Origin of the sequence: Cytobacillus sp. SAFR-174, assembly GCF_051964675.1 — a bacterium.
Taxonomy (GTDB): Bacteria; Bacillota; Bacilli; order Bacillales; family Cytobacillaceae; genus Cytobacillus.
Window position 1 is genome coordinate 118,441 of sequence record NZ_JBQCMZ010000003.1, and the last position, 25,840, is coordinate 144,280.

Annotated in this window: 28 protein-coding genes and 1 riboswitch; of the genes, 23 read left to right on the top strand and 5 right to left on the bottom strand. The window is 45.0% G+C overall.

From position 1 onward, the window contains the following. Position 1 precedes the first annotated feature (1 nt). The 4 genes from ACTHRG_RS04535 (at position 2) to ACTHRG_RS04550 (ending at position 2,116) form a co-directional block, all read left to right on the top strand. A complete protein-coding gene (locus tag ACTHRG_RS04535; protein ID WP_076257173.1) occupies positions 2-829 on the top strand; it encodes a flagellar hook-basal body protein in 828 nt (275 codons plus the stop codon). 18 nt (positions 830-847) lie between these two features. Further along, positions 848-1,117 carry a DNA-directed RNA polymerase subunit beta gene (locus ACTHRG_RS04540; RefSeq protein WP_076257175.1) on the top strand — a complete coding sequence of 90 codons (270 nt, stop codon included), beginning with the start codon at positions 848-850 and terminating at the stop codon, positions 1,115-1,117. A 123-nt stretch (positions 1,118-1,240) separates the two neighbouring features. Next, positions 1,241-1,669, top strand: coding sequence for a 3-hydroxyacyl-ACP dehydratase FabZ (gene fabZ, locus ACTHRG_RS04545; RefSeq protein ID WP_035327807.1), 429 nt, complete (start codon positions 1,241-1,243; stop codon positions 1,667-1,669). A 69-nt stretch (positions 1,670-1,738) separates the two neighbouring features. Next, positions 1,739-2,116: a hypothetical protein gene (locus ACTHRG_RS04550; RefSeq protein WP_286147901.1), complete on the top strand. Its 378-nt coding sequence runs from the start codon at positions 1,739-1,741 to the stop codon at positions 2,114-2,116. Positions 2,117-2,135: 19 nt separating this feature from the next. On the opposite strand, the gene ACTHRG_RS04555 is transcribed toward ACTHRG_RS04550, so the two are convergent. Next, a complete protein-coding gene (locus ACTHRG_RS04555; RefSeq protein WP_076257180.1) occupies positions 2,136-2,594 on the bottom strand; it encodes a YwpF-like family protein in 459 nt (152 codons plus the stop codon). A 266-nt stretch (positions 2,595-2,860) separates the two neighbouring features. Between ACTHRG_RS04555 and ssb the strand changes: the two genes are divergently transcribed. Both ssb and ACTHRG_RS04565 read left to right on the top strand, forming a co-directional pair. Then, positions 2,861-3,229: a single-stranded DNA-binding protein gene (gene ssb / locus ACTHRG_RS04560; RefSeq protein ID WP_076257182.1), complete on the top strand. Its 369-nt coding sequence runs from the start codon at positions 2,861-2,863 to the stop codon at positions 3,227-3,229. Between the two features lie 5 nt (positions 3,230-3,234). Further along, on the top strand, positions 3,235-3,426 hold the full coding sequence (locus ACTHRG_RS04565) for a hypothetical protein (RefSeq protein ID WP_286147943.1): 192 nt from the start codon (positions 3,235-3,237) through the stop codon (positions 3,424-3,426). Between the two features lie 146 nt (positions 3,427-3,572). Here ACTHRG_RS04565 and ACTHRG_RS04570 read toward each other — a convergent pair whose 3' ends face one another. Beyond that, positions 3,573-3,971 (bottom strand): helix-turn-helix domain-containing protein, encoded by a 399-nt coding sequence (locus ACTHRG_RS04570; protein ID WP_440230636.1) that lies wholly within the window; start codon positions 3,969-3,971, stop codon positions 3,573-3,575. Positions 3,972-4,177: 206 nt separating this feature from the next. Here ACTHRG_RS04570 and ACTHRG_RS04575 point away from each other — a divergent pair, with 206 nt between their 5' ends. Next, positions 4,178-4,564: a hypothetical protein gene (locus tag ACTHRG_RS04575; protein ID WP_076257189.1), complete on the top strand. Its 387-nt coding sequence runs from the start codon at positions 4,178-4,180 to the stop codon at positions 4,562-4,564. 7 nt (positions 4,565-4,571) lie between these two features. Here the strand turns inward: ACTHRG_RS04575 and ACTHRG_RS04580 are convergent, their stop codons facing one another. Next, positions 4,572-7,391 (bottom strand): DEAD/DEAH box helicase, encoded by a 2,820-nt coding sequence (locus tag ACTHRG_RS04580; protein WP_076257191.1) that lies wholly within the window; start codon positions 7,389-7,391, stop codon positions 4,572-4,574. Beyond that, a complete protein-coding gene (locus ACTHRG_RS04585) occupies positions 7,384-9,000 on the bottom strand; it encodes an SWIM zinc finger family protein (protein ID WP_076257192.1) in 1,617 nt (538 codons plus the stop codon). The genes ACTHRG_RS04580 and ACTHRG_RS04585 overlap by 8 nt, the downstream gene beginning before the upstream one ends. Before the next feature lie 262 nt (positions 9,001-9,262). Between ACTHRG_RS04585 and ACTHRG_RS04590 the strand changes: the two genes are divergently transcribed. Continuing rightward, the gene (locus ACTHRG_RS04590; RefSeq protein ID WP_076257284.1) at positions 9,263-10,474 is read left to right on the top strand and encodes an MFS transporter; all 1,212 of its coding nucleotides are present in this window, start codon (positions 9,263-9,265) and stop codon (positions 10,472-10,474) included. A 623-nt stretch (positions 10,475-11,097) separates the two neighbouring features. Here the strand turns inward: ACTHRG_RS04590 and ACTHRG_RS04595 are convergent. Continuing rightward, positions 11,098-12,624, bottom strand: a complete 1,527-nt coding sequence (locus ACTHRG_RS04595) for an alpha/beta hydrolase (protein ID WP_440230781.1) — start codon at positions 12,622-12,624, stop codon at positions 11,098-11,100. Between the two features lie 165 nt (positions 12,625-12,789). Beyond that, a riboswitch (cyclic di-GMP riboswitch) is annotated at positions 12,790-12,874 on the top strand. A gap of 59 nt (positions 12,875-12,933) precedes the next feature. Here ACTHRG_RS04595 and ACTHRG_RS04600 point away from each other — a divergent pair. The 15 genes from ACTHRG_RS04600 (at position 12,934) to ACTHRG_RS04670 (ending at position 25,720) form a co-directional block, all read left to right on the top strand. After that, entirely contained in the window at positions 12,934-13,863 is a 930-nt protein-coding gene (locus tag ACTHRG_RS04600; RefSeq protein WP_076257194.1) for a methyl-accepting chemotaxis protein, read from the top strand. Between the two features lie 975 nt (positions 13,864-14,838). Further along, on the top strand, positions 14,839-15,165 hold the full coding sequence (locus ACTHRG_RS04605; protein WP_083675299.1) for a hypothetical protein: 327 nt from the start codon (positions 14,839-14,841) through the stop codon (positions 15,163-15,165). A gap of 28 nt (positions 15,166-15,193) precedes the next feature. Further along, on the top strand, positions 15,194-15,556 hold the full coding sequence (locus ACTHRG_RS04610; protein WP_083675293.1) for a hypothetical protein: 363 nt from the start codon (positions 15,194-15,196) through the stop codon (positions 15,554-15,556). 42 nt (positions 15,557-15,598) lie between these two features. Continuing rightward, entirely contained in the window at positions 15,599-16,003 is a 405-nt protein-coding gene (locus tag ACTHRG_RS04615) for a hypothetical protein (RefSeq protein ID WP_076257200.1), read from the top strand. Positions 16,004-16,035: 32 nt separating this feature from the next. Then, positions 16,036-16,842 (top strand): YwqG family protein, encoded by an 807-nt coding sequence (locus ACTHRG_RS04620; RefSeq protein WP_076257202.1) that lies wholly within the window; start codon positions 16,036-16,038, stop codon positions 16,840-16,842. Between the two features lie 43 nt (positions 16,843-16,885). Continuing rightward, positions 16,886-17,542, top strand: coding sequence for a hypothetical protein (locus ACTHRG_RS04625; protein ID WP_076257203.1), 657 nt, complete (start codon positions 16,886-16,888; stop codon positions 17,540-17,542). Between the two features lie 38 nt (positions 17,543-17,580). Beyond that, positions 17,581-18,042 carry a hypothetical protein gene (locus tag ACTHRG_RS04630; RefSeq protein WP_440230640.1) on the top strand — a complete coding sequence of 154 codons (462 nt, stop codon included), beginning with the start codon at positions 17,581-17,583 and terminating at the stop codon, positions 18,040-18,042. Positions 18,043-18,191: 149 nt separating this feature from the next. Then, entirely contained in the window at positions 18,192-19,124 is a 933-nt protein-coding gene (yhfZ, locus tag ACTHRG_RS04635) for a GntR family transcriptional regulator YhfZ (RefSeq protein ID WP_440230642.1), read from the top strand. Positions 19,125-19,192: 68 nt separating this feature from the next. Beyond that, entirely contained in the window at positions 19,193-19,567 is a 375-nt protein-coding gene (locus ACTHRG_RS04640) for a PRD domain-containing protein (protein WP_076257207.1), read from the top strand. 1 nt (position 19,568) lies between these two features. Then, positions 19,569-19,928 carry a DUF2620 domain-containing protein gene (locus ACTHRG_RS04645; protein WP_061792828.1) on the top strand — a complete coding sequence of 120 codons (360 nt, stop codon included), beginning with the start codon at positions 19,569-19,571 and terminating at the stop codon, positions 19,926-19,928. 27 nt (positions 19,929-19,955) lie between these two features. Then, on the top strand, positions 19,956-21,248 hold the full coding sequence (locus ACTHRG_RS04650) for a YhfT family protein (RefSeq protein ID WP_071156322.1): 1,293 nt from the start codon (positions 19,956-19,958) through the stop codon (positions 21,246-21,248). A gap of 28 nt (positions 21,249-21,276) precedes the next feature. Next, complete coding sequence (locus ACTHRG_RS04655; protein WP_076257209.1) at positions 21,277-22,194, top strand: phosphotriesterase family protein; 918 nt, start codon at positions 21,277-21,279, stop codon at positions 22,192-22,194. Beyond that, positions 22,194-23,336 carry an aminotransferase class V-fold PLP-dependent enzyme gene (locus ACTHRG_RS04660; RefSeq protein ID WP_076257211.1) on the top strand — a complete coding sequence of 381 codons (1,143 nt, stop codon included), beginning with the start codon at positions 22,194-22,196 and terminating at the stop codon, positions 23,334-23,336. Before ACTHRG_RS04655 ends, ACTHRG_RS04660 begins: the two co-directional genes overlap by 1 nt. Before the next feature lie 27 nt (positions 23,337-23,363). Further along, on the top strand, positions 23,364-24,524 hold the full coding sequence (locus ACTHRG_RS04665; protein ID WP_076257212.1) for a YhfX family PLP-dependent enzyme: 1,161 nt from the start codon (positions 23,364-23,366) through the stop codon (positions 24,522-24,524). A 2-nt stretch (positions 24,525-24,526) separates the two neighbouring features. After that, the gene (locus ACTHRG_RS04670; RefSeq protein WP_076257214.1) at positions 24,527-25,720 is read left to right on the top strand and encodes a phosphopentomutase; all 1,194 of its coding nucleotides are present in this window, start codon (positions 24,527-24,529) and stop codon (positions 25,718-25,720) included. Positions 25,721-25,840 lie beyond the last annotated feature (120 nt).

The following is a 25,840-nucleotide window of genomic DNA, read 5'->3' on the forward strand; positions in this document are numbered from 1 at the left end:
AATGAATCGTACGATGATCACGGCAACAAATACCCTGGCCCAGCTGCAGAAACAGATGGATATTGTCAGCCATAATGTGGCCAACATTGATACAGCGGGCTTTAAAAGACGGGAAGCCAATTTCACTGATTTGCTTTTTCAGCAGTTTAATAATCAGCGGAATCTGGCTGCTGAGGCAGGAAGACTGACTCCGGCAGGCATCAGGCAGGGCGTGGGCGCAAAGCTGGCGCAGTCCCAAATCGTCATGCAGCAGGGTTCTTTAAAGAGAACAGACCGGCCGCTCGACTTTGCTTTCACAAAGGAAGGCCAGTATTTCCGTGTGCTGGAGCAGACGGAAGACGGAGCAGCAGTGCGTTTTACCAGAGCGGGCGCTTTTTATTTAACACCGGTTTCGGATAATGAGACCATGCTTGTGACAGCTGACGGACTGCCGGTTCTTGATGAAAATAATAATTCGATTATAATAAATGGACAGGCTAAAAATTTTAAAGTGACCGATACAGGGAGCTTTTTGGCGGAAGCAGCCAATGGTGCCATCCAGGAATTCAATCTTGGAGTGGTCCTGATCAACAAGCCTCAATTCCTGGAGCAAAAAGGTGATAATCTTCTTGGCCTGCCAGATGGAATAGATGGCGAGGGGATTTTTACAGAGCTGAACGGTGCACTCCGCGGACAGATTGGAATGGCCCAGGGTTCCCTTGAACAGTCCAATGTGGATTTGTCCAAGGAAATGACAGAATTGATCAACCTCCAGCGGGCTTATCAGTTTCAGTCCAGATCCGTCTCCATGGCTGATCAAATGATGGGGCTGGTCAATGGAATACGTTAGATAAAAAGGGGAAATAAAATGTCAGTAAACAACAGTAATCAAGAAGCAGTCAAGACGCGTGAACAACTGAAAAATGAACGCAGCAAAGATGAGTCACCGCGTAAAGGGCGGGTTCGCATTCGTCTCATTCCGATCTGGCTTCGGATTATTATTGTCGTGCTTTTAATTTTCCTGAGCGTTACGGCAGGAGCCGCGGTCGGGTATGGTGTCATTGGCGGCGGCGAAATGAAGGATATTTTTTCAAAGTCCACCTGGATGCATATAATTGAACTGGTGGAAAAAGAATAGAAATGAAAAGGAGGGCGGAAAACCCTTCTTTTTTTGTTGGCACTTTGCGTATAATCAATTTTTTAGTAAAATAAATATAAGCTATTAGTATCTGGTACTAAATAATGCATGGGAGCGATACATATGAAATTAAATGTAGAAGAAATCAAAGAAATCATCCCTCACCGATATCCATTCCTGTTCGTGGATTCCATTGAAGAGCTTGAGCCTGGAAAAAGAGCCGTCGGCAAAAAGAATGTAAGTGCCAACGAGGAAGTATTTAATGGACATTTCCCTAATTACAATGTATTCCCGGGATGCCTCACGCTTGAAGCCTGTGCGCAGACAGGTGCTGTGGCGCTGCTGTCACTGGATGAATATAAAGGTAAACTTGCCTTTTTTGCGGGTGTGGAGAAATGCCGCTGGAAACGCCAGGTGCGGCCGGGCGATACACTCATCATGGAGGTCGAATTGCTCTCCGTCCGCAGAGGAATCGGAAAAGGCAAAGCCCGAGCGACCGTTGATGGCGAAGTGGCGATGGAAGCAGAAATTATGTTTGCGATTGAAAGATAAAGCTAAGACAATCCCGTACACAATGTGCGGGATTTTTTCTGTAAAAAAAGATGCAAGTTGTTTCGGTTTTTGGGAAATATAAAGGAAGACCAATGCAGCAGGTCAACAATACATCTATTGAAAGGAGCTTTTACGATGAATAAAAAGCTTTTAACACTTATCGGAGGAACTGCTCTTTCCGCCATGCTACTTGCAGGCTGTGCTACTGACAACCAGGAGCCGCCGCCGGAAGATGATACAATCACTGAGGATAATAATGGTGATGTAAATGATGGCGATATGAACGGTGACAACGGCGATATGACGAATGATCTGAATGAAAACACAGATGACAACGACATCAACACAGATGACGACGGCGACATGATGGAAGACAACAACGAGCCGGGCGAAGACGCTGTAGAAGATAATCTCGATATGCAGGATGAGGATAATAAAGATAAGTAATAGGTAAGAAAAACTCCCGTCATGACTGAGCGGGAGTTTCTTTATTTTCCTTTTTAGCAGTGGCCAGGCGGGGCTTGCTTTGCATCTTAACCTTGAATTCGTCTAGAAGATTGTCGCCGATGTAGCCCTTGGCCAAGAGGTCCTGGAGCAGCAATTCGGCGTAATCATTTTTCGTTCTTTTGAGTGATCCCTCAAAAAGGATGCTGATATGGTTTTCCAGTTCGCTGATAGAGGTAATTTTAGTTTGGAATGCGGCTGGATCGTTTTCTTTTTTGGTTATAACAACTTGGATGGTCAGCTCGTCCTCATCATCAGCGCGCTTTTTGAAGTACTCAAGATAGGATTTATCAATAAATGCCTCCAGAAGCCAGTTGCTCTTCTCATCTTCTTTATTAATAATCAATCCATCATCCAGTTCAATATCAATCAGGCCATTTTCTTCCACCAATTGCAGAGAAACAAGTTTAAATGTTTTCATGGCTAACCTCCATCTCTAAAATAAGTTGTCTATAAAAAATTATAACACAGCCCAAACTGAAAGCGAATTTGACAGTTTGTCGAATTTTCTTTTTATTAATGCTGAAAATCGTATTTTCGAGGCAGTTTTTTGCGGAAAAGGGACGGAAAATTAAATTTTATGGGTATTTTTACCGAAAAAGCACTGTGAAAAACACATTTTCGCTTTTTTACATTTTGGGGAGGTTCCGGCTATGATAAGGCTATCAAAGAGAGGAGATGAAAACCATGATCAATCAAGTGACCCTGGTGGGAAGGCTGACAAAGGACCCTGAGCTGAAAAGGACACAGGAGGGAATTCCGGTAACAAATGTGACACTGGCAGTTAATCGCCAGTACCGGAACCAGCAGGGGGAAATCGATGCAGACTTTGTGCAGTGCACCTTATGGAAGAAAACGGCTGAAAATACATCTCAGTATTGCCGGAAAGGAACCCTGATTGGAGTAACCGGGCGGATCCAGACAAGGCATTATGATAATCAGGAAAAGAAGCGCATTTATGTAACAGAGGTGGTTGCTGAATCCGTCCGCTTTCTTGAACGGAAGAAGACAGAGGACATTCCAGTGACTGTAACCAAGGAGGAGCTTCCGTTTTGAATGAAGTGTCCGAAAGAGAAAAGGCAATGGAATATATGCTCGAAAGCCTCATCAAAATGCTCGGAAAATCAAACCACAGAGTCGATGATCTGAACAAACGGGTACTCCAGCTTGAATCGCTCATCCGTGAAACGGTCATGCAAAACAGCCATCCACAAGAGCAGCAAACACCTAAACGCTTCTCCATCATGAATTGACGGCATCCCCCAACCAGCTGTCCACACATATTCCTTCACTATAGAAAATCAATCTTATCCTCAAAACTTCCCCAAATTGGAACCCGGTACACTTGTGCCGGGTTATTTTTATGGTGACAGGGACCGCTCGAATTTTGTCGAATGACCTAAAATTCCTTCAATGCCTGAATGTTGTTCTTGATCACTCTCACAGCAAGAGCCTTTTTCTTTTCGTTAAAGGTGTATATATCCAGGAGGGCTTTTTTCAGGTCCGGATAATGGCTGATGATCTCCCGGATCATCTCCATGTCCTTATCATCCGGGTTTTCTTTTAAAACGGACTTGTCTGCTGTGTAGGAGGACTGGCTCGCCAATTCATCAGTCAATAAGGTCTTGTCCACTTTATATACTTCTGCCATTTGTACGAGGGTTTGGTAAGTGGGGGTGACCTTGCCTGTCTCGTATTTGCTGATGGTTGAGCGATCCACTTTCAGCATTTCTGCCGCAAAATCCTGAGTCCACTTTCGATCCGTTCTTAACTTTCTCAGTATTTCAGGTAAAGACATCCTTTTCACCGCCATTTGCTTTCTTTCTTTTAACTTAGCGGGAATAATGTGTAAAAAGGCTGTTTGTGAACGGTGGTCACACTAATGAATGTGATTAATATTCACAAATAATAAATACTGCTGAATAGGCATTAAGAACCAGGGAGGATATTCACAGAATATGTCGAATATATTTTTTGAAAATAATAAAAAGGAGGTTTGATTTAGTGGAAAAAGGAGATGAAACCGGGTACCTGTATTTTCAGACAGAAAATAAAAGTCTAAATACCGATCATCAGCCAAGCTTCTTTGATGCGCTTCAGCTGATTAAGCTCCAGAATAATAAATCCTATCAAAGAATTCCTCTTAGAAGCCATACTTCACTTATGTTCAACGATACGGAACGAACTCTTCACTACAAGTTTAACTTCTTATTAAGCCAAGTGGCAATTAACTCCGGGGACAAGAAACCTACATACCAGCAGCTATCCTGTTTTATTATAAAAGAAGGCAGCAAAGTCACGTTTCTGACGCAAAAACCTAATAAGCCGGAATATGCAAAAATTAAAGAACAGCCTTCAAGCCTTTATGCATATCAAGGACTTGAAGACTGAATCAATTTTATGTCAGGTGAACCAGGTCCCGCAGCTCATCTGTTGAAAGCTCGGTAATCCAGTTCTCGCTTGTAATGATCTGGTCATTAAGGGACTGCTTTTTTTCAAGCATAGCATCTATTTTTTCCTCGAGTGTGCCGGTGGCAATCATTTTATGCACATGAACAAAGCGATTTTGCCCAATCCGGTAGGCGCGGTCAGTTGCCTGATTTTCCACGGCAGGATTCCACCAGCGGTCATAATGGATAACATGGTTTGCTGCCGTCAGATTCAAACCGGTTCCGCCGGCTTTAAGCGACAGCAGGAATACCGGGAATTCATGATTTTGAAAACGGCTGATCATAGAATCCCGTTCCTGCTTCGGCACGCTTCCGTTTAAAAACGGCACGTCGAATCCGAATTGTTTTTTCAGCAGGCGGGCGATCATATTCCCCATTTCGATATATTGGGTAAAAATCAGGCAGCTTTCGCCCTGTTCATGAACAGCGCCGACGAGTTCGCTTAATTTTTCAAGCTTTACAGAACGCTCAAGGACATGCTTAGGCTTCTCTTCTTTTAAATAAAGGGCCGGATGGTTGCACAGTTGCTTTAAGCGGCTTAATAACTGCAGAATCAGGCCTTTACGCTCAAACCCGGAAAGCTTTTCGATCTGTGCGAATGTATCCTGGACAAGCTGCTCATATAGGGAAGCCTGTTCAGCAGTCAGCGGACAATACTCCTTCTGCTCAAGCTTATCAGGCAGGTTCAGGGCCACATCTTCATCCTTCTTCGTGCGGCGGAGCAGGAAGGGGCGGATATAGGCCTGCAGCTGCTTAACTTTGTTTTTGTCGTCATCCTTTTCAATCGGCAGAACATAGCGCTTCTGGAACTGTCCGAGACTGCCGAGATAGCCGTGGTTCGTAAAGTCAAAAATGGACCAGAGTTCGGTCAAGCGGTTTTCCATCGGCGTGCCGGTGAGGGCAATATGGTGCTTGCCCTTTAACTTCCGGACAGCCCTCGATTGTTTTGTCTGGGCATTTTTAATATTTTGGGCTTCATCAATCGAAATGGAGCTCCACTCGATTGCTTCAAAATCCTCCAGATCCATATGGGTTAGTCCGTAGGAGGTCAGCACAATATCAAACTCCATTACTTTTTCAGAAAAGCTTTCTCCCTTCAGGCGGTTGGATCCGTAGTGGAGATATACGCTCATGCCAGGAGCAAAGCGCTCGATTTCCTTTTGCCAGTTGCCGAGGACTGATGTAGGGCAGACGATGAGAGATGGGCCGCTGTCTTCATCCTTTTTTACTTTTAAAAGATAGGAGATCAGCTGTATCGTTTTTCCAAGTCCCATATCATCTGCCAAAATGGCGCCGAATCCATATCGGCGCAAAAACAGCAGCCAGCTCATCCCAAGCTTCTGGTATGGGCGGAGATCACCTTTGAAGCTTGCCGGGACCTCTTCAAGCGGAAGGTTTTTAATATCGCGGAGCTGCTTCACCATCTGTTTCCATTGGCGGTTAAGCTCGATCTGAATCCGGGCAAATGTTTTAGGATTATCCAGATCATCTTCCTGCGGGCTTCCGTCAGCCATAAGCTCCTGCTCAATCAAATCGCGGACATGCAAACCTTCTTTTTCCGCTTTCTTCATTAAATCCTGGATATGGCGGACGAAGTGGGGGTCCAGCTTAATCCAGCGGCCGCGAACGTATACGAGCCGTCTTTTTTCCTCTACCATGCCCCGGAATTCTTCCTCTGTTAAGTCGACGCCATTCATGCTGAAGCGCCAATCATAATCAAGCATGGACTGAAGCCCGACAAACGAAGGGCGGTGGCTGCCGGTTCCTTTCACTTTTGCTTTTACCTTGAGGCTTGCGTTCTTCATTGCCTGCCACCAGGATGGAAGCAGAATTTCCACGCCAAGTGCCAGCATGGTTTCGCTTGCCTCTGTCAGAAAAGTCCAGGCTTCATCTTCCGTCAGCATAGTCGAAATCTCGCCGGGCTTGCCTTCAAGCCATGGGAAAAGCTCCAGCCAGCGCTGGATCTCTTTTTCAATTGAATCTTCATAAGCATGCCATTCGTGCGGATAATTCGAATAGTCCTTGTAATCGGTAAACACATCAGGATTCTTTTTATCGCGCAGAAAGATCGTCAAATCCCAGCTGGTATCGATATCCCCGGGCTCTTCCAGCTTAAGTCCGATCGAGAAAGGAGCTTCATTTGCTTTGACTCCGATCCATTCCTGCCAGCTTTCTTCGTCAAAATAAGCTGCAAGGTCGCGTGGTGAGAGATGCTCACTCCGCAATGCTTCTAGCTTTTCACCGAACTGAGCTTTCGCTTCCTGGTTTTGATTCATAAAGCCATCAAGGGAGCGGTGAAATAAATCCCCTATAAATTCCCTGACTGGAGAGTCTTCTACTGTCTGCTCCCAAAAGTTTGTGCCGAATTCGGCGATCACACTTTCCGGCAGTGCCCAGCGGAATGTACCTTGTTCCCAGGCTGCAAAATCCGGCATCCATTCCTGGTCCACGATCGAATCATAAAGAGCATGAGAGGAGGCCAGCAGAATCTCGGCCGTTTCATCCCAGCTCCAATCAATCAAGCGGTTGAATTGCTCTGCCGCAAACAGGGTGACAATCTGCCATCCGCTTACAGAGATCCCTTTAATGCCGTCTGCCTCTGCAGCATCAAGCATGGTTCCGAAAAAGCTTTCCCTGTGATGGTTAAAAAGGAGAGGCTGCCATTCCTTCGGAGAAAGCAGGCGTCCCTCTTCATTAACCGCAAAAATCAGGTAGCGGTCATTGTTTATTGGTTTCACTTTCACATGAAGAAATCTCGTTTTAAGCATCGATTAGCTTACCCCTTTTGCATTCTTCCTGAAAGGCGCGGAGACGTTTCGTTTTTTCGAGCAGCAATTCAAGAAAAAGCTGCCAGTCCTCCTGGCGTTTCAGCTTGTTGTACAGCGTCCGAAGCTTTTTCATCTTCCGGACGGCCTCGCGGTAATGATCTCTGTTTTTCATATTAATATGGCCAGTGATGGACTGATGATAAAGCGGGAGGAGGATGGAGGGCTCCTTTTTGCTGATTTCCCTGATCCGGTCCTTGCCAAGAGAATCAAGATCAAAGCCGATAAACGCCTGCAGGTCCGCCCACTTTATAAATTCTCCTTTTTCAAAAAGCAAATATTCATAGTCACTGTAGCTGTAAGGAAGCGTCTCCATCAAGGCTTTCTCGTACAAATCCATTTTGCTGTTCTCCAGGCAATAAGGAGAAATCGCCTTGACGGACATCCGGGTAAAATCCATGCAGGCGTAATAGTCATCAATTTCTTTCAGATAATCACGTGATTTATGGATAAATGCTTCTGCATACGGGCCCATCCGATTCCAGTCCTTGTTGGCTGAAAAGTAATCGAGCCAGTAAAGCATATAAGGTGTCATTAATTCATTCGGCACATTTAAAAGACTGAGTGCCTTTTCATCATTGCGTTCAAGAATCTGAAGATGCACATAACCTGCCACTGACGGCATGTTTGCCTCTTCTTTGACGAAGGATTCCAGCCTTTCGATCTCTGCTTCACGCCATTCCTTCTTTTTGAAAAAATGCGTCCATAGCAGCCGGTATAAATGAGTTCGTTCATACTCCATCCCAAAAGAACCGGTGATCAGTCCGGCAGAATCATCCTTCAGCTTTTCGATAAATTGATCGAACGCGAAGGGGAGGGAGTGCACCGACAATTTATTCATGATCTCCACGGAATCCTCCATCAGGGACTGATAGAGGTGGCGATAATAGCGGTCAATCAATTCCTCGCCATGGCCGTACTTACTGCTCAGCACCATCAGCTTTTTAAAAGAAAAAACATAGCCGATCAGAAGGTAGAGAAGCTTCCATTCCTGCTCTACCGGTGCTCCGGCTTTCATGCGGCGCAGATACACATGGAAAAGCTCAGGCAGGACATAAGGACGGGGTTCTCCCTGTTTTTCCATTAGCTCGGTAAAGCTTTCGTCGAATGAAGCAACCCAGCGATCATAATCCGCCTTCATCTGGCCGGAGGATTTCAAAAGATCCTTCGCTTTTTGAAGCCCCCAATTCTTGGCGGTCTGCTTTTCCTTGATCGGCTTCCGCCATTCTTCAATCCACATGGACACACTTCTGGCTTTAGAAAGAAGCTGCAGAAAGACCGCAGTCTGATGGCGGCAAAAACCTTCGGCCGGACATGAACACTCACTCAAATGAATGAACTCAAGATCCAGTTCTACCTTTGCGGGAGTCACATCCTGTACGGTCGCCAACACCTTATCACCTTCAAAGCGCAGCTGATACACAAGCCCCTGCCGAAAAAGCATCAGCCCTTTCTGCACCAGGCGCGCATCCTCCTCATTCTCAGCCCGCAGCAGCCCCTTCAGCTCATTCGCGGCAAACTCCAAAGGCTCCAAAAACCGCTCCGGAATCATGTTCATACCTCCTTATTGGTGACAGGCACCACCCGAATTTTGTCGAATCTATTTAGAACAAGGCTCCCGTAAAAGGGATTAATCGGCCCTGTAAAGTCCATTCCTTTATTATAACATTTAGGACAGCTGGAATGAAGGTGCGTGCTGTTTCAAAAAAAAGTTGAGAGAAGTTCTTAATGGGGATCGAGCGGGAAAAATTTTCGATTCCTGTGAAAGGAAATGGTATGATGAATTTAACGCTTTAATGGAACAGGGTGAAAAAATGACTGCCGTACAAGCTCGACAAGAGGAATCAACTAAATATTCGCTGCAGGATGCAGGCTTCAAAAAAATTATGATTGCGATGACGAGTGCCTCCATTTTAGTATTCGCTAATTTATACTTTGTGCAGCCGATTATGCCGCTGCTGGCAGATTCATTTGACATCACATCTGCGGCAGCCGGTTTATCACTGTCTGCTGCTGTAGTTTCCATGATTTTCGGATTGTTATTCTTCGGATTTCTGTCTGATCGAATCGGGCGGGTTTCCATTATGAATTTCACACTTGTCTGCACCATGATTCCGCTGGTGCTATTGCCGATTGCGCCTAATTTTGAAACCTTTCTGGTACTGCGCTTCCTGCAGGGCTTTTGTATAGCGGGACTGCCTGCAGCAGCCATCGCCTATTTAGGAGAGGAGCTGGATCCCAGGAGCATCAGCCTCGGCATCACCATGTATATTGCAGTCAATGCCATTGGCGGAATGGCCGGCCGCATCTTCGTTGGATACATTGCAGATATGGCCAGCTGGCAGACTTCTGTTTACTTTCTATTTGGATGTTCCATTTTGCTATTCATCATTTATTTTATAACTCTGCCAAAATCTCATTATTTTAGTCCCAGTAAAAGATCTGTACAAAAAGACTTGTCAGGCATGGGCTCACATCTGAAAAATACGAAGCTTTTCCCTGCGTTTGCAATGGGGATCCTCCTCCAGTTCTCGTTTACAGGAGTATGGACATACCTGCCTTTTTATCTCGAACAGGAACCTTTTAATCTCTCTGTAAAAAATATTTCTTTTACCTACCTGGCGTACAGCTTTGGTATAGCTGGCTCCATTCTGGGCGGAAGACTATCCTCTTATTTCAGACAAACCACACTGGTTTCGGTTGGAACCGTCATTTTAATAGGAGGGACCTTGCTTACCAATATGCACTCCTTGTCGGTAATTGTAATAGGTCTATGCCTGACCTGCCTGGGGTTTTTTGTGGCGCATTCACTAATGGCGGCTATTGTAAATGAGCGCGCTGCCCATCACAAAGCCGGTGCCTCGAGCATCTATCTCGTAAGCTATTACCTTGGAGTCGCAACCGGTGGGACGCTTGCCGGTCTGGTATGGCAGACCGGAGGCTGGACGGGGATTACCGTGGTTTCCTTTGGACTGCTCCCGGTGGTGGTGTGGCTGATGGCGGGAAGCCGGAAGGTTCATCGCTGATATGATGGTGTATATGAAGGGACGAGCCGGGATTAATCTTGGGTAACTTCGGACACAAAAAGCAGGAGAGAGTCAGTTAGAGTCAGAAGCCGGTGTAACTTCGGACACAGAAAGCAGGAGAGGGTCAGTTAGAGTCAGAAGTTGGGGTAACTTCGGACACAGAAAGCAGGAGAGAGTCAGTTAGAGTCAGAAGCTGGTGTAACTTCGGACACAAAAAGCGGGAAAGGGTCAGTTAGAGTCAGAAGCCGGTGTAACTTCGGACACAAAAAGCAGGAGAGAGTCAGTTAGAGTCAGAAGCCGGTGTAACTTCGGACACAAAATGCAGGAAAGCGCCAGTTACAGTCCGAACCCGGGGGCAGCCTTCGCCGAGAGCGGTCTAATTTGGCCTCCGGCACTAACCCGAAGCAAGAAAAAACTGCTTATTAACCAAAAAACTCTTAAAAGCCCCAATCTAAAATGACTGGGGCAGCATATTTAGATGATATTTTATCTAAAACTGCAACTAGATGCATTCATATATAACGTTATGTGCGGATAGCCTCAATTTCTGTGCGGATAAGACTTTTTCTGTGCGAAAAAATTTATCTCAATTTCAGAACTCATCCCCGCTTCGAATAACCACCCTAACGAGGATCCCGTTCATGCCCTGTTTTCAAATCAACGACCTTAACAGGGTTCGCCGGTGCATCAACCGTTTTGCTCGCAGGGGCCGCTTCACCGTTTTCCACCCAGTCAACTAGCAGGTCAAATGATTGATGAGCATAAGGCAGCAGTGGCTGTAGTTCCTGATCCGGATCGGTGCCCGGGTTCCAGACCAGGCTGTCAACATGGTTGCCGTTCTCGATCGTGTACATACGGTGCAAATCCTGCTTTCCGGCTTTCTTAACCAGCTTCTCATATCCCTTGGCATGGATTTCCGGGAATATCAGCGAGTCCAGTGACCCCGTGAAGGAGATCAGCGGCACATCAATATCTCCGGTATTGGCCACCGCCTTAATATTTTCCTTCACTTCCTTCGGCCGGGTCACATACTTATAATCTTCAAAAATAGGATCATAAGATCGGTCTCTCACGCCATTAACGAAGTTCAGGTAATTGCTCCATTCCGTCCGGCCGGGTGCTTCCGGATCGAAATGGTCCCGATAGATATTCAGCGAGACAAACCAGTATACCTGATCATGGTAAGCCCACAGTTTTTCAGACCCTTTTGGCAAGCCTGCTTTGTATAGCTCTTTAACCGCTTTTTGCTGTTCTTTGCCGCTTCCATACAAAGCTTCCTCCGCATGATTCACAACAGTGGTCAGGGAACTGATTAAATTTTCTTTTTTCTCCGTCCATAATACGCCTTCCCAGTCGACTCCTCCATCAAAAAGACGGGGTTCGCCGGTTTTCTCCGGATCGTCATTTTCAAGAGCATAGCGCACGACGTAGCCGCCATTGGAAATTCCCATTGCATATGTAGGAATCTTATGCTGTGCGGATACTAAATCACTCGCAGGATCAGAAGAGTCTGCCGGATCGATCAGCCCATCCGTATGTGAGCTGGCTAAGTACTGCTGTGCGGCTTTCGTAACCTGGCGGAACCGCTGATGCCATTCCGCGACACTATCATCCTCACCGGCTAGCGCATTCTTTACTTTTGCCAATGGATCAGCTGGATCAGCCTCGCCCTGGGTGCCTTTATCGATCGCTGCAAAAGCATATCCTTTTTCCAGTACATAATCGCTGAAAAGCAGATCGGTCGACGTTTCATTTCTTGTCGCGGGTATTCCCGAAACTACCAGCCGGCCATTCCAGTGGTCCGGAACCCTGATGACAAACTGGGCATCTTCAAAAATACCATTTACCTGAGTTCCTGTTACAGAAGCAGGCTTGTACATTTGGTGCCATCCGGTTCCTTCCGCTGCATTTCCCCATAGATAAGGAGCCAGGCCAATATTGCCGTAAAGGGTTGCCTGCTGATATTGCAGGGGATTCTTAGTAGTGAGCCAGTTGTTGCCGGAGCCGTCAAAGTATTGTTCTGTTACCGTGTGCGCACCAGGTATGATCGCCTGGTTTTCCACAGCTGTTTTCTCCGCAAAACTACTTTCCGGAAAAAGTAAAAAACTTAAAGCAGAGGCCAAAGATAACGCAATCAGTTTACTTTTCAGATAAATCCATCCCTTCCTCATCATCTCTTACAGTTCTATTCTACTTTTACTAATTATGGGAATCATGGGCCTTAATGATTAATTATTTGAATTTTCAGCATAAAGAAGAGCAGAGCATTCAAAATTGTGATGCCAAACCGATACTAGTACTATAGACATATAGTAGAACAAGTTGGAAGCAATGAGAATTCAAGGGAAATTTGGGCGCTTGAATGAATTCGAGCTAGTAGCGCAACCGGCCAGCACTTACAAGGAATCACTTGCTTGTAAGGATATGTTCTGACAAACTTTTTTGAAAAGAGGAAGAGCATGCTTACAACGTATCAGCCTAATCATGTTAAAAGCACACAGGTTCTTGAAAAAGAAGCTGTTTTGGCTGCAATTGAAAATTCTCTGGCGATGATTGAATTTGATGGGAACGGGAAAGTGCTCTGGGCAAATGAGAATTTTGCCAAAACCGTGAAATATCGGGCAGAAGAGATGCCAAATATGCTGCATAAGCAATTTTGTACCCCTGAGTTTGCGGCCAGTAGGGGATATCAGGAGCTTTGGAGAAATCTGCGCAATGGCAAAAGCTTTCAGGAAAAAATCCAGCGTGTGACCAAACAAGGAGACCTCATTTGGCTCGAAGCAACATACACACCCGTTTTCGGGAGTGATGGCAAGGTCGCCGGTGTCGTGAAGATTGCTACTGATATAACGGAGCGGGAAACGAATACAGCACAGGTGGCATACCAGCTTCAGGAAATGTCAGAAGCCCTTAGTGAAAAAGCAAAAGCTGGAATTGAGAGAAGTGAAGAGGCTGCTCAGGCAATAGGCAAGCTTGTTCATGAATCCAAAGGAAACCTGGAAATCCTCCATTCTCTCAAATCACAGGCACAATCCATCGGCAGCATCGTAAAAACGATCCGGGAAATAGCGGCGCAAACCAACCTGCTCGCCTTAAATGCAGCCATAGAAGCCGCGCGTGCAGGCGAGCATGGCAGAGGCTTCAACGTCGTTGCCGGAGAAGTGCGGAAGCTCGCAAACCGGGTGCAGGACTCCATTCAGGAAGTCAACGCCCATATTGAAGGAATATCAAGTGAAATCAACAAAATCAGTGACGCCACCCTGCAATCACAGTCCGGCATCTCTGAAAATCAGGTTCTTAATGAACAGGCGGTATCCGCATTTAAAGATATCGGGGAAGCAGCAAGAAAGCTGGATGAGCAGGCGAGGGGATTTAAGAGTATTTTATAGGACAACGTATAAAACGTTAGGATGGGGCGGCTTTTATAGCAGCTCTTTTTTTGTTGATAGGAAAAATGGATGGCGGCGGAGAAATTCTATAGTATGCAGCAAGTTAAATGAAAAAGAGGTATCCATATGCCATTTTATTTTGAAGGGAATGTCTATATCCGCAGTGATGAAACCGGAGAGAAGGTAATCTTTGAAGATCCGGCCGCTATAAATGAGAGTGTGGAATATATCAATAAACATAACATTAAACATGTGGGTGTGTCAGATTTTGATTTTCCCGATGTTTGTTTTTTGAATGAATGCCCGGGTATTGAACATTTGGATGTTTTGAATTCTTTTATAAAAGACCTGAGCGGCATCTATAGCTTAAAGAACCTAAGAATCCTATCGATAAATGAAACAACCACTAAAAATGTTTTTAAAATAGGAGAGCTTAAGAATCTGCAAGAAGTATACGGGCAACTGCCGCGTAAAACGGCGGGACTGAATGAATTGAGTAAGCTAACCAGAGCCCAGCTGTGGAGCTATAAGCCGAAAGCCAGGAATCTCACTGAATTTAGTGGGTTAAAAAGCTTAAAAGAGCTTATTTTAACACAATCAAATATTGTCACACTTGAAGGAATCCAAGAGATAATGAGCCTGCAAATGCTTCAGTTGAATTATCTTAGGAGTTTAAAAGATGTTAGTGCGCTTCGCAAAGTGAAGGCTCCGCTGATTGATGTGGAGTTTGAGAGCTGCAAGGGGGTTGAAGATTTTTCGTCTATTGGTGAATTGATGCATTTGGAACAATTAAAGCTGATTAATTGTGGAGATATACCTTCGATTCGCTTTGCTGAAAATCTGCCTAAGCTGAAGGCTTTTATTTTTCCTGATACGCATGTACAAGATGGCGATCTCTCTGTGTGTGAAAATATTGAGGAAGTGCATTACACCAAGCAGAAAATTAAGAATAGGGATCCGGAAAAGGATAAGAAAATTGGGGATTTGATTCAGCCTACAATAGAGTGGGAAAAGAGACTGGCAGATGGTGATGATCTGTTCACGAAAGAAAATATCAGAGCTGCCAATAAGGCTCTTGATTCGTTTTTGAAAAATCTGACACAAGATAGCGGATTGTCGGAAAAAGACATCAAAAAATACGTAAAACAAGTGACTCTAAAGCTGAACAAGCTAAATGAAAAGTATGATTACTTTATCGAGACACTTGAAAGAGAAGAGCTCTGTGACTACATTATGGAAGCTGCAGGAATAGCGGGTTTGGAGTTTGACGGGGACATCACAGAGGAATGGAGGGAATGGTAATAGCTATTTGTAATAGGAGGGTTTAATCATGGAGATCCCAGAAGAAGCTGACCTAATATCGGTGTTTGAATCATTGCCGGGGAGAAAAGATGAGACGGAGAATTTTTATTATGACACTTCATCCTTTATTTTAGAAAATGAAAATGAAGTGATGGAGGTCAGGCTATCTCCTTTTTACGATGAATTTATAATAGATGTAAAAGAAAAAAACTCTAATGAAGTTCTTTCCTATATGAAGCTGCTCTCTGTAAGGAAAATAGAAATTGCCGCGGATGAAAAGGAATATGCGATCATTCGATTGTTTCATGGTGAATCAGATTTATATGAAAACATTATAGAAATAACGTTAAGGCCCAAGTTTAAGCTGATTTTTAAAGAGCAGTATCGATGAGTTGACCCGCGTTTCTAAAGAATAATGAGAGTAGCTGATGGTATGAGAATTCAAGATAAAGACTTTACCCCGCAGTTAAAAACGAAGATTGAAGACATTGAACAGAAACTCAAAGAACAGGCTGAAAGACTCCAAAAAGAGCATAAAACTGCTTTTACAAAGAAAGGCCTCAAACTCGAATCTGCCTTTGACCAAGAGGGCAGTGATGTCTTTCAGCCTGGATACAGTTCCTCCATTTCAGTAGGATTTACTGACAAGAACGGTGACCTCATAGACTTAAAGATTATTAAAATTTGGGAATGCGAACGCATACTTTTAGGCATGCCAGTCTTAAGTAAATTCCCTGGTTCCAAAGTGGCCGGAGAGCTCCTGGATGAATCGCCGGAAGAAATAAGAATAGAATTAAAGGAATATATGGATGAAATTTTAACAGAAGTGACTAATTAATTGGATGGAATAGAATCAGGAGGATAAACAATATGACTAACTTATCTTTAAAGCTGCCGAAGGAATTTGAAAAATATCGGACCGAATTAGAAAAAACAGCAAAACCGTTTGTCAGCATCCAAGCAGAAAGAGGGGAGACCACCCTTTTTGAAAGCAAGTTCGGAGGACATCCCTACCTTCCAAAGTTGAGCGATTACCCAAAGGATGAGCAGGGGAATTATATGAATCTATTTGCACAGATAAATTTCGAAGAAGTTCCCCGCATTGAGCTGATGCCTGAAGGCGGGATTCTTCAATTCTATCTCTCACCGGTTGATGATATGTATGGGCTTGATTTTGATAACCCGACTGCTCAAAGAAACTTCCGGGTTATTTATCATCCAAATATCGTAAAAGATGAAGCAGACCTGGTGACTGACTTTTCATATATACCTGATTTAAGTAATGAATATGATCCGATAGTCCAGGAAGCTAAGATGAGTTTCCAGCTTAAGATCGCTCCTGTACCTGCTGATGACTTCCGTTTTGAGGACATGGTCAATATTGACTTATTCGAATCCATCGATCATCCGGACTATGAGGATTTACATGAGCTCTACTTTGAGGAGTTAGGTGCAGAGGGCCATAAAATAGGCGGTTATCCTTACTTCACCCAGCAGGATCCGAGAGAAAAAAATGACCCAACAGGAGAATATACCATTTTACTATTCCAAGCGGATACGGACGATGATATTGACTTAATGTTCGGGGACAGCGGTGTTGCCAACTTCTTTATAAAAGAAGAAGATTTAAAAAGCAGGAATTTCACCAATGTCCTTTATAATTGGGATTGCTGTTAGATATTGAGTTCTTTCAATCAAGTTAGGTTGAGGGGGGATTTAGGTGGAATTAAAAGAGATTATTCTTCACGATGCAACCAATAGACAAAAAAAGAATGAAGTAGGCTTTAATCTCCAGACGAATGTTTTTTCACTGATAGTAAGCCGTTACTTGCATGGAGTATTAACCGATGAAGTGGAATCTTTGATGGTTTACTGTTTGGCAGGAATAAATGAAACCATCGTTGACTCCTATACAATCGAGAATGGTTTAACCATCAAGATCCCATATAACCCAAAGGAATTTTTGGATTTAAGTGATCCAGAAGAAAAATATATTGAGTATTGCAGAGTATTCAATGAGTTTATTTCTCCTGTTTTTCGAGAAAAGAGCTGGAATTATACTCCGGTTAAGGATGCTCTTGAAAAAATTAAAGAACACAAGTATTCGGTAGAGTTTTTATTAAAAGGCACTCCCAAAAAGAGCCCGGATAAAGAACACACTGCCTATGTAGTCGGAGTCCATACGGTTGCTTCATTTAAACTGATGGCCAAAATTTATCATAAAAGCGGCCTGATGGTTAAGGAAGAAGTTCTTGTTGAAGAGGTGCCAAGCCATGTCGTTTATAGAAGATTTTTAGGGAAACCGGAGTGGGTGGATAACTGGACCTTTCAACTAGCTTCAAAAACAAGTCAGTGGGTTGGGGTCATTACATTATAGGAAGGGGATGGAATGTGAACTGGTTTAGGGGAAGAAAAATGGTTTCTTTGGATAAAAAAGATAAGGAATTTGCTGAAGCAGCTTTAAAGCAGATCTTTGTAAAAGGAATGGTCATCAGAATAAAATCTGATGGGCCAGATTCTTTCTATCTCTATTTCTCTTTGAAACTTCCGCCCAATCAATCCCAACCCTGGCTTCATATTGAGGATCCTAAATGGACAGTTTTTGACCAGGCGGTGAACTTTCATGAAAAGACAATAACAATTAAAGAGAATACTATGTCTCTAGATAGTCTTTTAAATGAGGAAGTTGTGGATATTTGGTTAGGTGAAAATATGCCGCATTTGTATTTAGCTTTTCAATCAGGAAAAATATTATCTGTGAACGGATCTCATGAAATGTATGAGTGCTGGCAGGCTGGCGATGGCTGCCGTCAAGGCGGGGAGGAATGGTTAATTGCAGCTGTTCCGGGTAACCGTATTCCTTATTGGACACCTTAGTCACATAAGCAGAAATAAAAAAAAGAATATTTTATAGACTAAATAAACAAACAAATGAGAAAACTTTAGCTTGAATTACTTAAATAAAAACGCTACACTCATAATATACAGTTTTTCGTATATTGATCAAAGTAAAGAGGTAATACAATATGAGCCGTATTTGGGAAAGTTTATATTCAAAGAATGGGCTGGCTGCCAAGTTTATTGCGAAGGAGCTTATTCAGTTTTCGGAGGGAGAGAGAATCCCCCGGGTAAGTGATTTTACAGACAAGCTTTCTCTTGGCCGCGGGACTGTGCAGGGGGCATTAAGGGTGCTGGAGGATCTGCATGCCATCTCGCTTGAATCGAGAGGGCATCTGGGGACGTTTCTGAAAAAGAGGGACATCAACCTGCTGTATGAGATTGCCGGCATCGGGCCGGTGATGGGCGTAATGCCGCTGCCTTATTCCCGCAAGTATGAGGGATTGGCGACTGGCATTGTCGAGGGGTTTGAAGAGATTAACAAGAAGTCTGGCCTCGCTTATATGAGAGGAGCCCGAAGGCGGGTCGAATCATTAAAAACCCGGCGCTACGATTTTGCGATCATGTCCCAGCTGGCGGCAGAAGAGGCCGTACAGGAGTTTGATGGGCTGGAAATACTCCATACTCTTGGACCGGAGACCTATGTAACGTCCCATAAAGTCTTTTTTTCAGATAGCAAAAACAGCGAGATTACAGATGGCATGAAAATTGGAATTGACTATTCATCTGCTGACCAGGCCAATATCACCCTGCTTGAATGTGAAGAGCACAAGGTTGAATTGATAAAGGTGGACTATATGCAGCTTTTCAATATGCTGAAAAACGGCACTATTGATGCGGCGGTCTGGAATGCAGATGAAGCGAGAGCACTAAAAACGTTTGCCTCCTCTGATTTTAAATCAAAGAGAGCAAAGGAACTGGCTGTAAAAGCAACCAGAGCAGCCATTGTCATTGAAAGTGAAAGAACCAATATCAGGGAGCAAATCCAGCTCCTCCAGTTTAATAAAGTGGAAGAGATCCAAAGGCTGGTAGAGGAAGGAAAAAAATATCCGCACTATTAAGAAACTGAAGTTCTAGTTTCTTAGCAGCATTAATATACTAAATACTGTATTTTGGAGGGGTTAAAACGATGGATATAAACCAACTCAAAGAAAGAATGGATATCCTATTAAGCTCGTCTGTTGTCAGCACCAAAGCCGCGGATATAACGACATTGGCTTTTATGCATTTACAGTCGCGTTTGCAAAGAGAAGCCATTGAAGGGGCGGAAATGCTTTTCACCCATTTGCCGACAGCTCTGACGAGAATTGAAAATGGCGAACAGGTTGAGGCTCCTCATCCTGCCCTGCTGGATGAAGTCAAACAGTCACCGGAAGCTTCCACAGCAATAAAGGAAATCGATTTTGTACAGCAGCAATGGAAGAATCAGCTCCCCCAAGAGGAAATCGATTTTCTGCTTATACATTACACAAATGTACTGCAAATCAACAAAGGAGGAAATTAAGATGAAAATTGTAGTTGGCGGACAGGTGGATAAAAAAGAGATTGAGAGCTTAATAAAAGAGATTGACAGCAGCATAACGACGATGGTCAAATCAGATCTGGAAGCAGCGATGGCTGTTAAGACGGGACAGGCAGATTATTATGTAGGGGCCTGCCACACAGGAGGCGGCGGTGCTTTAGCCATGGCGATTGCCCTTCTCGGCAAGCCAAATTGCGAGACGGTTTCCATGCCGGGAAAGAAGCCTGTTGAGGAGAAAATTGTAACCGCTGTCAGCGAAGGGAAGAAAGCATTCGGTTTTACAGCTGACCACAAAGAAGCCGCAGTGCCTATGATTATCAAAGCTTTAAAGAATAAAAGCTAATCCATTTTAATTGAGGGGGAGAAAGAAATGGAAATGACATTAATTATCCTGATCGGTGCCGTTGCTGCTGTTTTGGCCAATATGAATATTGCGGTTTTCAATGATGGGCTCCGTCCAATTGTCTCCGAACATGTGGAAGGGCGGATGACGAGAAGGGACCTGGCCTTTACTGCCTTTGCGATGAGTTTCGGACTTGTAATCGGATTTGGAATACCTTTTACACTCTCGGCGAGTATCATCCTCGTTCACAGTATCCTGCTGGGAACAGATATTATCGGTTTGCTGACGCCGAAGAATAAATGGGGAACACCGCTTGCGGCAGTAATTGGCGGTGCTTATGGAGCAGGGCTGTTAATCGGGCTCGAAGGCTTTGTGAAGCTATTCGATTATCTGCCGCTTAATTTCCTTGAAGCAATGGGAGCGGTCGGAACACCGGTCGTCGTTACCTTTATGGCATTCCCGGCACTTGCGGTTGCCATGCAATTCAGCGTTAAAAAAGGGGTCATAACATTTATCGTTTCTGCATTGATCCGTCAGCTCGCTGTCTGGCTGAATGAAAGCGGAGTTCTCACGATTTCAGGCACAACAGTAACACTGAACCAGGAAGGAATGGCCCTTATTACAGGGATGATCTTTCTGCTTGTTTTTGCCATGAAGGAAAAAGCTGAAGAAGGCTCCTCCATCGATCTTGCTGCTGTATTCAGTGATAAAGTGGCTAAAATCAGAAAAAATGTTGTGTTCTTTATGATTATTGGCGGTCTTATTGCAGCTGCTACGAATCTATGGATCATGGCAGGAGACCCAATTTCTCTGAATTTATTAGCAGAGGGTAAAGCAACAGATGCCGGAATTGCAGCGGCTGCCCGTGCGCTCGGCTTTATACCGCTTGTCGCCAGTACAGCGATCGCAACAGGTGTATACAGCCCGGTCGGATTTACACTCATCTTCGTCGTCGGATTTTTCTCCCCGAATGTTTGGGTAGCCTTAATCGGCGGTGTCATTATTATTTTCATAGAAGTTATGCTATTAAGCTCAATTGCGAGATTCCTTGATAAATATCCCGGTGTCCGTAATTCCGGAGAAAATATCCGCAGTGCGATGACCAAGCTTCTGGAAGTAGCACTATTAATCGGCGGAGCGAACGCTGCCAATGCGATTGCACCAGGGTTTGGATTCTTCTTTATTGCCGGATTCTATTTGCTGAATGAAGCGGCAGGACGCCCGATTGTCCGCATTGCGGTCGGCCCTGTGGGTGCCATTGCAGTCGGAATCATAGCTAATATCCTGGTAGCACTAGGCATCATGAACATACCTCAGTAAAAAAACAAAGAGAACGGAGCGGACAGCCATGATACAAACCGTACTTGGAAAAATTGCTCCGGAAGAATTGGGGATTTGCTCGGCTCACGAGCATCTCTCCATTGATCTTTCGAGAGTGAAAAAAGATCCGGATACGATTCTGGATGATGAACAGGGCATGCGTGAGGAACTGGAGGATTTCTATCGTCTCGGCGGAAGGTCAATGGTGGAAGTGACAAATGACGGTATGGGCCGGGATGCTCTTGTGCTAAAAAGGCTGAGCGAGGCAACAGGGGTTCACCTTATTACATGCACAGGCTTTTATAAAGATCCTTATATCCCGGATTTTGCAGACGGCTGGAAAGCGGAGCAGTTTGCACAGCATTTTATAAAAGAAGCCAAGGAAGGGATTGCTGATACGGGCATACTTCCGGGTGTCATCGGGGAAGTGGGCACAAGCAAAAATGAAATGAAGCCGATCGAACGTGAGCTGTTAATTGGTGCCGCCATGGCCGGCACCGAAACCGGCCTTCCGGTGACCACTCATACAACGCTCGGAACACTCGGGCTTGAGCAGGTGCAGCTGCTGACGAAGCATGGCCTGCCGGCTGATCAGATCATTATCGGCCATCAGGACCTCAACCCGAATAAAGACGAAGTTCTCGCTGTTTTGGAAACAGGAGCCTATATCGCGTTTGATACGATCGGAAAAAATAATTACCGTCCCGATGAAGAAAGAGCTGATTTTCTTCTTGATTTTATAAACCGCGGATATGAAAAGCAAATTCTTCTGTCAGCTGATTTGACCCGCAAATCGCATTGGAAGAAGAACGGAGGCCCGGGCTACGGTCTTGTGCTTGAGATGTTTATTCCAAAATTGAAGAAATCCGGAGTGCCGGAAAGCATCCTTCATCAATTTTTGACCGTTAATCCATCCAGAGCTTTTTCAATAAGGGAGCGATCATAGTGTCCACATACAACCGAGCCCAATTAAAGTACGCAAATTCAGTTTTGCCAAGCTTATCCATACAGGAAGCACAGGAAAAACAATTCAAACTGGTTGACAGAATGAGCCGCCATTTCAAGGGCAGGCAATTTCTGTCGATGGGAGACCTTGGAGTTTCCCCAATATATAAGCGTCCGGAACAGACGTATCTTGTGGAAAGAGTTCTGGCTGATTTCTTTGAAACAGAAGACTGTGCCCTTGTCAGGGGAGCAGGAACAGGCGCGATCCGCAATATTCTAAGCATGCTTCTGTCTCCTGGAGATGAGATGTTCATTCACACGGCCCCTGTTTATACGACGACAAAGGAAACGTTAAGAATCTTAGGCATCAAAACAGTCCAGGCAGATTACAACCATCTTGAGGAAATCAGAACGGCCATCAGAACTAATCAAAGTCCTAAAGTTTTCTATATTCAGCATGCCCGCCAGCAGCCTGCAGATCATTACCAATTGGCCGAAGTCATCAAAGCAGTGAAGGAAGAACGCCCGGATCTTCCTATCGTCGTGGATGACAATTATTGCGCATTGAAGACAAAGGGAATTGGCGTGGAATTAGGAGCGGATTACTCAACCTTTTCCGGATTTAAGCTTCTCGGGCCGGAAGGAATTGCAGTCATTGCCGGCAAAAAAGACGCCATCGAACGGGTGCATCACTATAACTATTCGGGCGGAGGCCAGGTTCAGGGCTATGAAGCCATGGAGCTGTTAAGAATGATGACCTTCGCACCTGTATCGCTGGCTATTCAGAACGAGCAGGTGGAAGAGCTCTGCCGCCGTCTGAATGAAGGCGCTGTGAGCGGGATACGCGCCGCCTACATGACGAATGCCCAATCCAAAAACGTCATTGTAGAGCTTGAAGATCCGATCGCCCAAAGCGTGATCAGCATCAGTGACGAGTATGGGGCGGCCACTCATCCGGTTGGGGCAGAATCAAAATATGAAATCATTCCGATGATTTACCGCGTTTCCGGAAGCTTTTTGGAAGCACAGCCAGAGCTGAAGGAATATGGACTGCGCATCAATCCGATGAAATCAGGGGCTGGCACAATCATCGGCATTCTCGAAAAAGTGATACCTCTTGCAAAAGAAGTGCAGCATCGTTGATACCCGTAAATAAAGGGGGAAACTTCCATGTTTTTAGATGTAACAAAGCGCAGAAATCCTAAGCTTATTCAATCGGGTGTCACCTTGCATCAAAGCGGGCAAATACCCCCGAATACGTACGTAATTGACCTCGATATACTCGGAGAAAATGTAGCAGCTCTGGCAAAAACGGCAAAAAACCATGACTTTACGCTTTATTTCATGAGCAAGCAGCTTGGAAGGCTTCCGTTTATAGGCCAGTTTATTGCAGAGCACGGCATTGAAAAGGCGGTTGCTGTTGAATTCGATGAAGCCAAAACACTGGCAGAAGGCGGCGTTGAAATAGGAAATGTCGGCCACCTGGTGCAGCCGGGAAAAAATCAGTGGCAGGAAGTGCTGTCATGGAATCCTGAGGTCATTACCCTATTTTCCCTTGCACGTGCCAGACAGCTTTCTGAAGCGGCTGTTCACTCAGGAACGGTGCAGGATGTACTTCTAAGGGTGTATGCAGAAGGGGATATGATTTATCCCGGACAGCAGGGCGGCTTTCGATTGGAAAAGCTGGATGAAGAACTTCCCGAACTGGCCGGGCTTCCCGGGATTAACGTAGCAGGCGTCACAACCTTCCCGAACTTTCAGCTCTCTGAAGATAAGAAAAGCATGGAACCGACTCCTAACTTTACAACCCTTTTAAAAGCAAAAGACATTCTGGAGAAAAAGGGCATTACTGTCAAACAGGTAAACGGTCCAAGTGCGACCAGCTGTGAAACCATACCGTTCCTGGCAGAACAGGGTGTAACACATGGAGAACCGGGACATGCCCTTACCGGAACGACCCCGCTGCATGCGTACCGGGATCTCCCCGAGAAACCTGCCATTGTATATGTAACGGAAGTGTCCCACCAGGATCAGGAGCATTATTATGTCATCGGCGGGGGCTACTACGGCCGCTCCCATTTAACCGGGTGCCTGGTCGGAAGCGATGAAAAAGACATATTGAAGCAGTATGTAAAAGCAATTGAACCGGCTCCTGAAGCGATTGATTACTATGGTGCGATTGAGAAACCGGACGGCTTTCAGGTTTCTGAAGGAGATACAGCTGTTTTCTCTTTCCGCACCCAGGTGTTCGTCACAAGGGCCCATATTGCCCTGGTAAAAGGAATTCAAAGCGGAAAGCCGGAACTGGTACACTTTGAGAGGAAGTGGTAAGGATGGCAAAAGCAATTCTGCTGGTAATTGACAGCTTTGGCATAGGCGCAATGGAGGATTGCGGAGAGTTCAGCCCTTCTGACTGCAGAGCCAATACCTATAAGCATATCCGGGAATCGGCTGATTTTTTAAAAATCCCAACTCTATATAACCTTGGGCTGGGGGCACTTGTGGATGGGAAGGCAGCCCCTGCCAATGCTTACGGCTTCTCGGCACTGGCCCATCACGGGGCAGATACGTACCTCGGACATCAGGAAATTGCCGGAAGCTGCCCGAAGCGCTCAAATAAAAGGCTAATGAAAGATATTCATCGAGACCTGGGTAAGGCATTAACAGAAGCGGGCTATGGGATTGAATACCCCTGGAAAGACCGGCCGGTGCTATTAGTAAACGGTGCCTGTGTCATCGGAGATAATCTTGAGTCCTCACTGGGAAACATCATCAATTTAACCGCTGATTTTAATAGAATGCCTTTCCAGGAATTAAAGGAAGTCGGGAAAATTGTCCGCCAGAATGTCGACACCAGCCGGGTCATTGCGTTTGGAGGACCCTATACAACCATTGAACATATCCTGTCAGTTGTTCATGAAAAAAATTCAGGCCAGTGGGGAGTGGATGCCCCGAAGGCCAAGGTGTACGGAAAAGGCTATGAAGTCTATCACATGGGCTACGGTGTAAACATAGACGGACAATTTCCGATGATCGCTGCCCGGCATGGACTCAAAGTCCACCGGATTGGCAAAACGGCAGATGTTCTGCATGGTGAAGGACCTGCAGAACCAATTGTCGATACTGAAAAAGTATTACAAGCTTTGGAGAGTGCTTATTTAGAAGAAAAAGAGGATGCGGCATTTCTGGTAAATGTACAGGAGACCGATTTGGCAGGCCATGCGGAAGATACAGAATGGTATGCGAGTCTGCTCAATACAACCGATCAGTGGCTCGCGGAATTCCTTCCCAAGATGGAAGAGGACGACCTGATCATGATCATGGCCGACCATGGCAACGACCCGACCATCGGCCATTCCAACCATACGAGAGAATACGTTCCAATACTCGCTGCAGGGAAACGGGTAAAACCGGTTAACCTCGGAAAACGCAATTCGATGGCAGACGTTGGGGCGACATTCAGCGAATTTTTTGGACTGCCAGCCACTGAGGAAGGCGAGAGTTTTTTGGAGATAATGATAGATTAGGAGAGATGCTGGAGCCAGATGGTTTCAGTATTTTTTTGTATTTCCTGATTTTTCTAGTAATATTTAACCGGGTAAAAAGATATAATCCATATATGAAATATTTACTAATGGAGTGAAATA

Excerpts from the sequence above, each read along its gene's own strand:
- ACTHRG_RS04615 (WP_076257200.1), top strand. The coding sequence starts at position 15,599 with ATGAGAATTCAAGATAAAGACTTTACCCCGCAGTTAAAAACGAAGATT.
- ACTHRG_RS04580 (WP_076257191.1), bottom strand. The coding sequence starts at position 7,391 with ATGCTTAAAACGAGATTTCTTCATGTGAAAGTGAAACCAATAAACAAT.
- ssb (WP_076257182.1), top strand. The coding sequence starts at position 2,861 with ATGATCAATCAAGTGACCCTGGTGGGAAGGCTGACAAAGGACCCTGAG.
- ACTHRG_RS04555 (WP_076257180.1), bottom strand. The coding sequence starts at position 2,594 with ATGAAAACATTTAAACTTGTTTCTCTGCAATTGGTGGAAGAAAATGGC.
- fabZ (WP_035327807.1), top strand. The coding sequence starts at position 1,241 with ATGAAATTAAATGTAGAAGAAATCAAAGAAATCATCCCTCACCGATAT.
- ACTHRG_RS04620 (WP_076257202.1), top strand. The coding sequence starts at position 16,036 with ATGACTAACTTATCTTTAAAGCTGCCGAAGGAATTTGAAAAATATCGG.
- ACTHRG_RS04570 (WP_440230636.1), bottom strand. The coding sequence starts at position 3,971 with ATGTCTTTACCTGAAATACTGAGAAAGTTAAGAACGGATCGAAAGTGG.
- ACTHRG_RS04650 (WP_071156322.1), top strand. The coding sequence starts at position 19,956 with ATGGAAATGACATTAATTATCCTGATCGGTGCCGTTGCTGCTGTTTTG.
- ACTHRG_RS04600 (WP_076257194.1), top strand. The coding sequence starts at position 12,934 with ATGCTTACAACGTATCAGCCTAATCATGTTAAAAGCACACAGGTTCTT.
- ACTHRG_RS04670 (WP_076257214.1), top strand. The coding sequence starts at position 24,527 with ATGGCAAAAGCAATTCTGCTGGTAATTGACAGCTTTGGCATAGGCGCA.
- ACTHRG_RS04590 (WP_076257284.1), top strand. The coding sequence starts at position 9,263 with ATGACTGCCGTACAAGCTCGACAAGAGGAATCAACTAAATATTCGCTG.
- ACTHRG_RS04585 (WP_076257192.1), bottom strand. The coding sequence starts at position 9,000 with ATGATTCCGGAGCGGTTTTTGGAGCCTTTGGAGTTTGCCGCGAATGAG.
- yhfZ (WP_440230642.1), top strand. The coding sequence starts at position 18,192 with ATGAGCCGTATTTGGGAAAGTTTATATTCAAAGAATGGGCTGGCTGCC.
- ACTHRG_RS04640 (WP_076257207.1), top strand. The coding sequence starts at position 19,193 with ATGGATATAAACCAACTCAAAGAAAGAATGGATATCCTATTAAGCTCG.
- ACTHRG_RS04540 (WP_076257175.1), top strand. The coding sequence starts at position 848 with ATGTCAGTAAACAACAGTAATCAAGAAGCAGTCAAGACGCGTGAACAA.
- ACTHRG_RS04645 (WP_061792828.1), top strand. The coding sequence starts at position 19,569 with ATGAAAATTGTAGTTGGCGGACAGGTGGATAAAAAAGAGATTGAGAGC.
- ACTHRG_RS04610 (WP_083675293.1), top strand. The coding sequence starts at position 15,194 with ATGGAGATCCCAGAAGAAGCTGACCTAATATCGGTGTTTGAATCATTG.
- ACTHRG_RS04630 (WP_440230640.1), top strand. The coding sequence starts at position 17,581 with ATGGTTTCTTTGGATAAAAAAGATAAGGAATTTGCTGAAGCAGCTTTA.
- ACTHRG_RS04655 (WP_076257209.1), top strand. The coding sequence starts at position 21,277 with ATGATACAAACCGTACTTGGAAAAATTGCTCCGGAAGAATTGGGGATT.
- ACTHRG_RS04665 (WP_076257212.1), top strand. The coding sequence starts at position 23,364 with ATGTTTTTAGATGTAACAAAGCGCAGAAATCCTAAGCTTATTCAATCG.
- ACTHRG_RS04535 (WP_076257173.1), top strand. The coding sequence starts at position 2 with ATGAATCGTACGATGATCACGGCAACAAATACCCTGGCCCAGCTGCAG.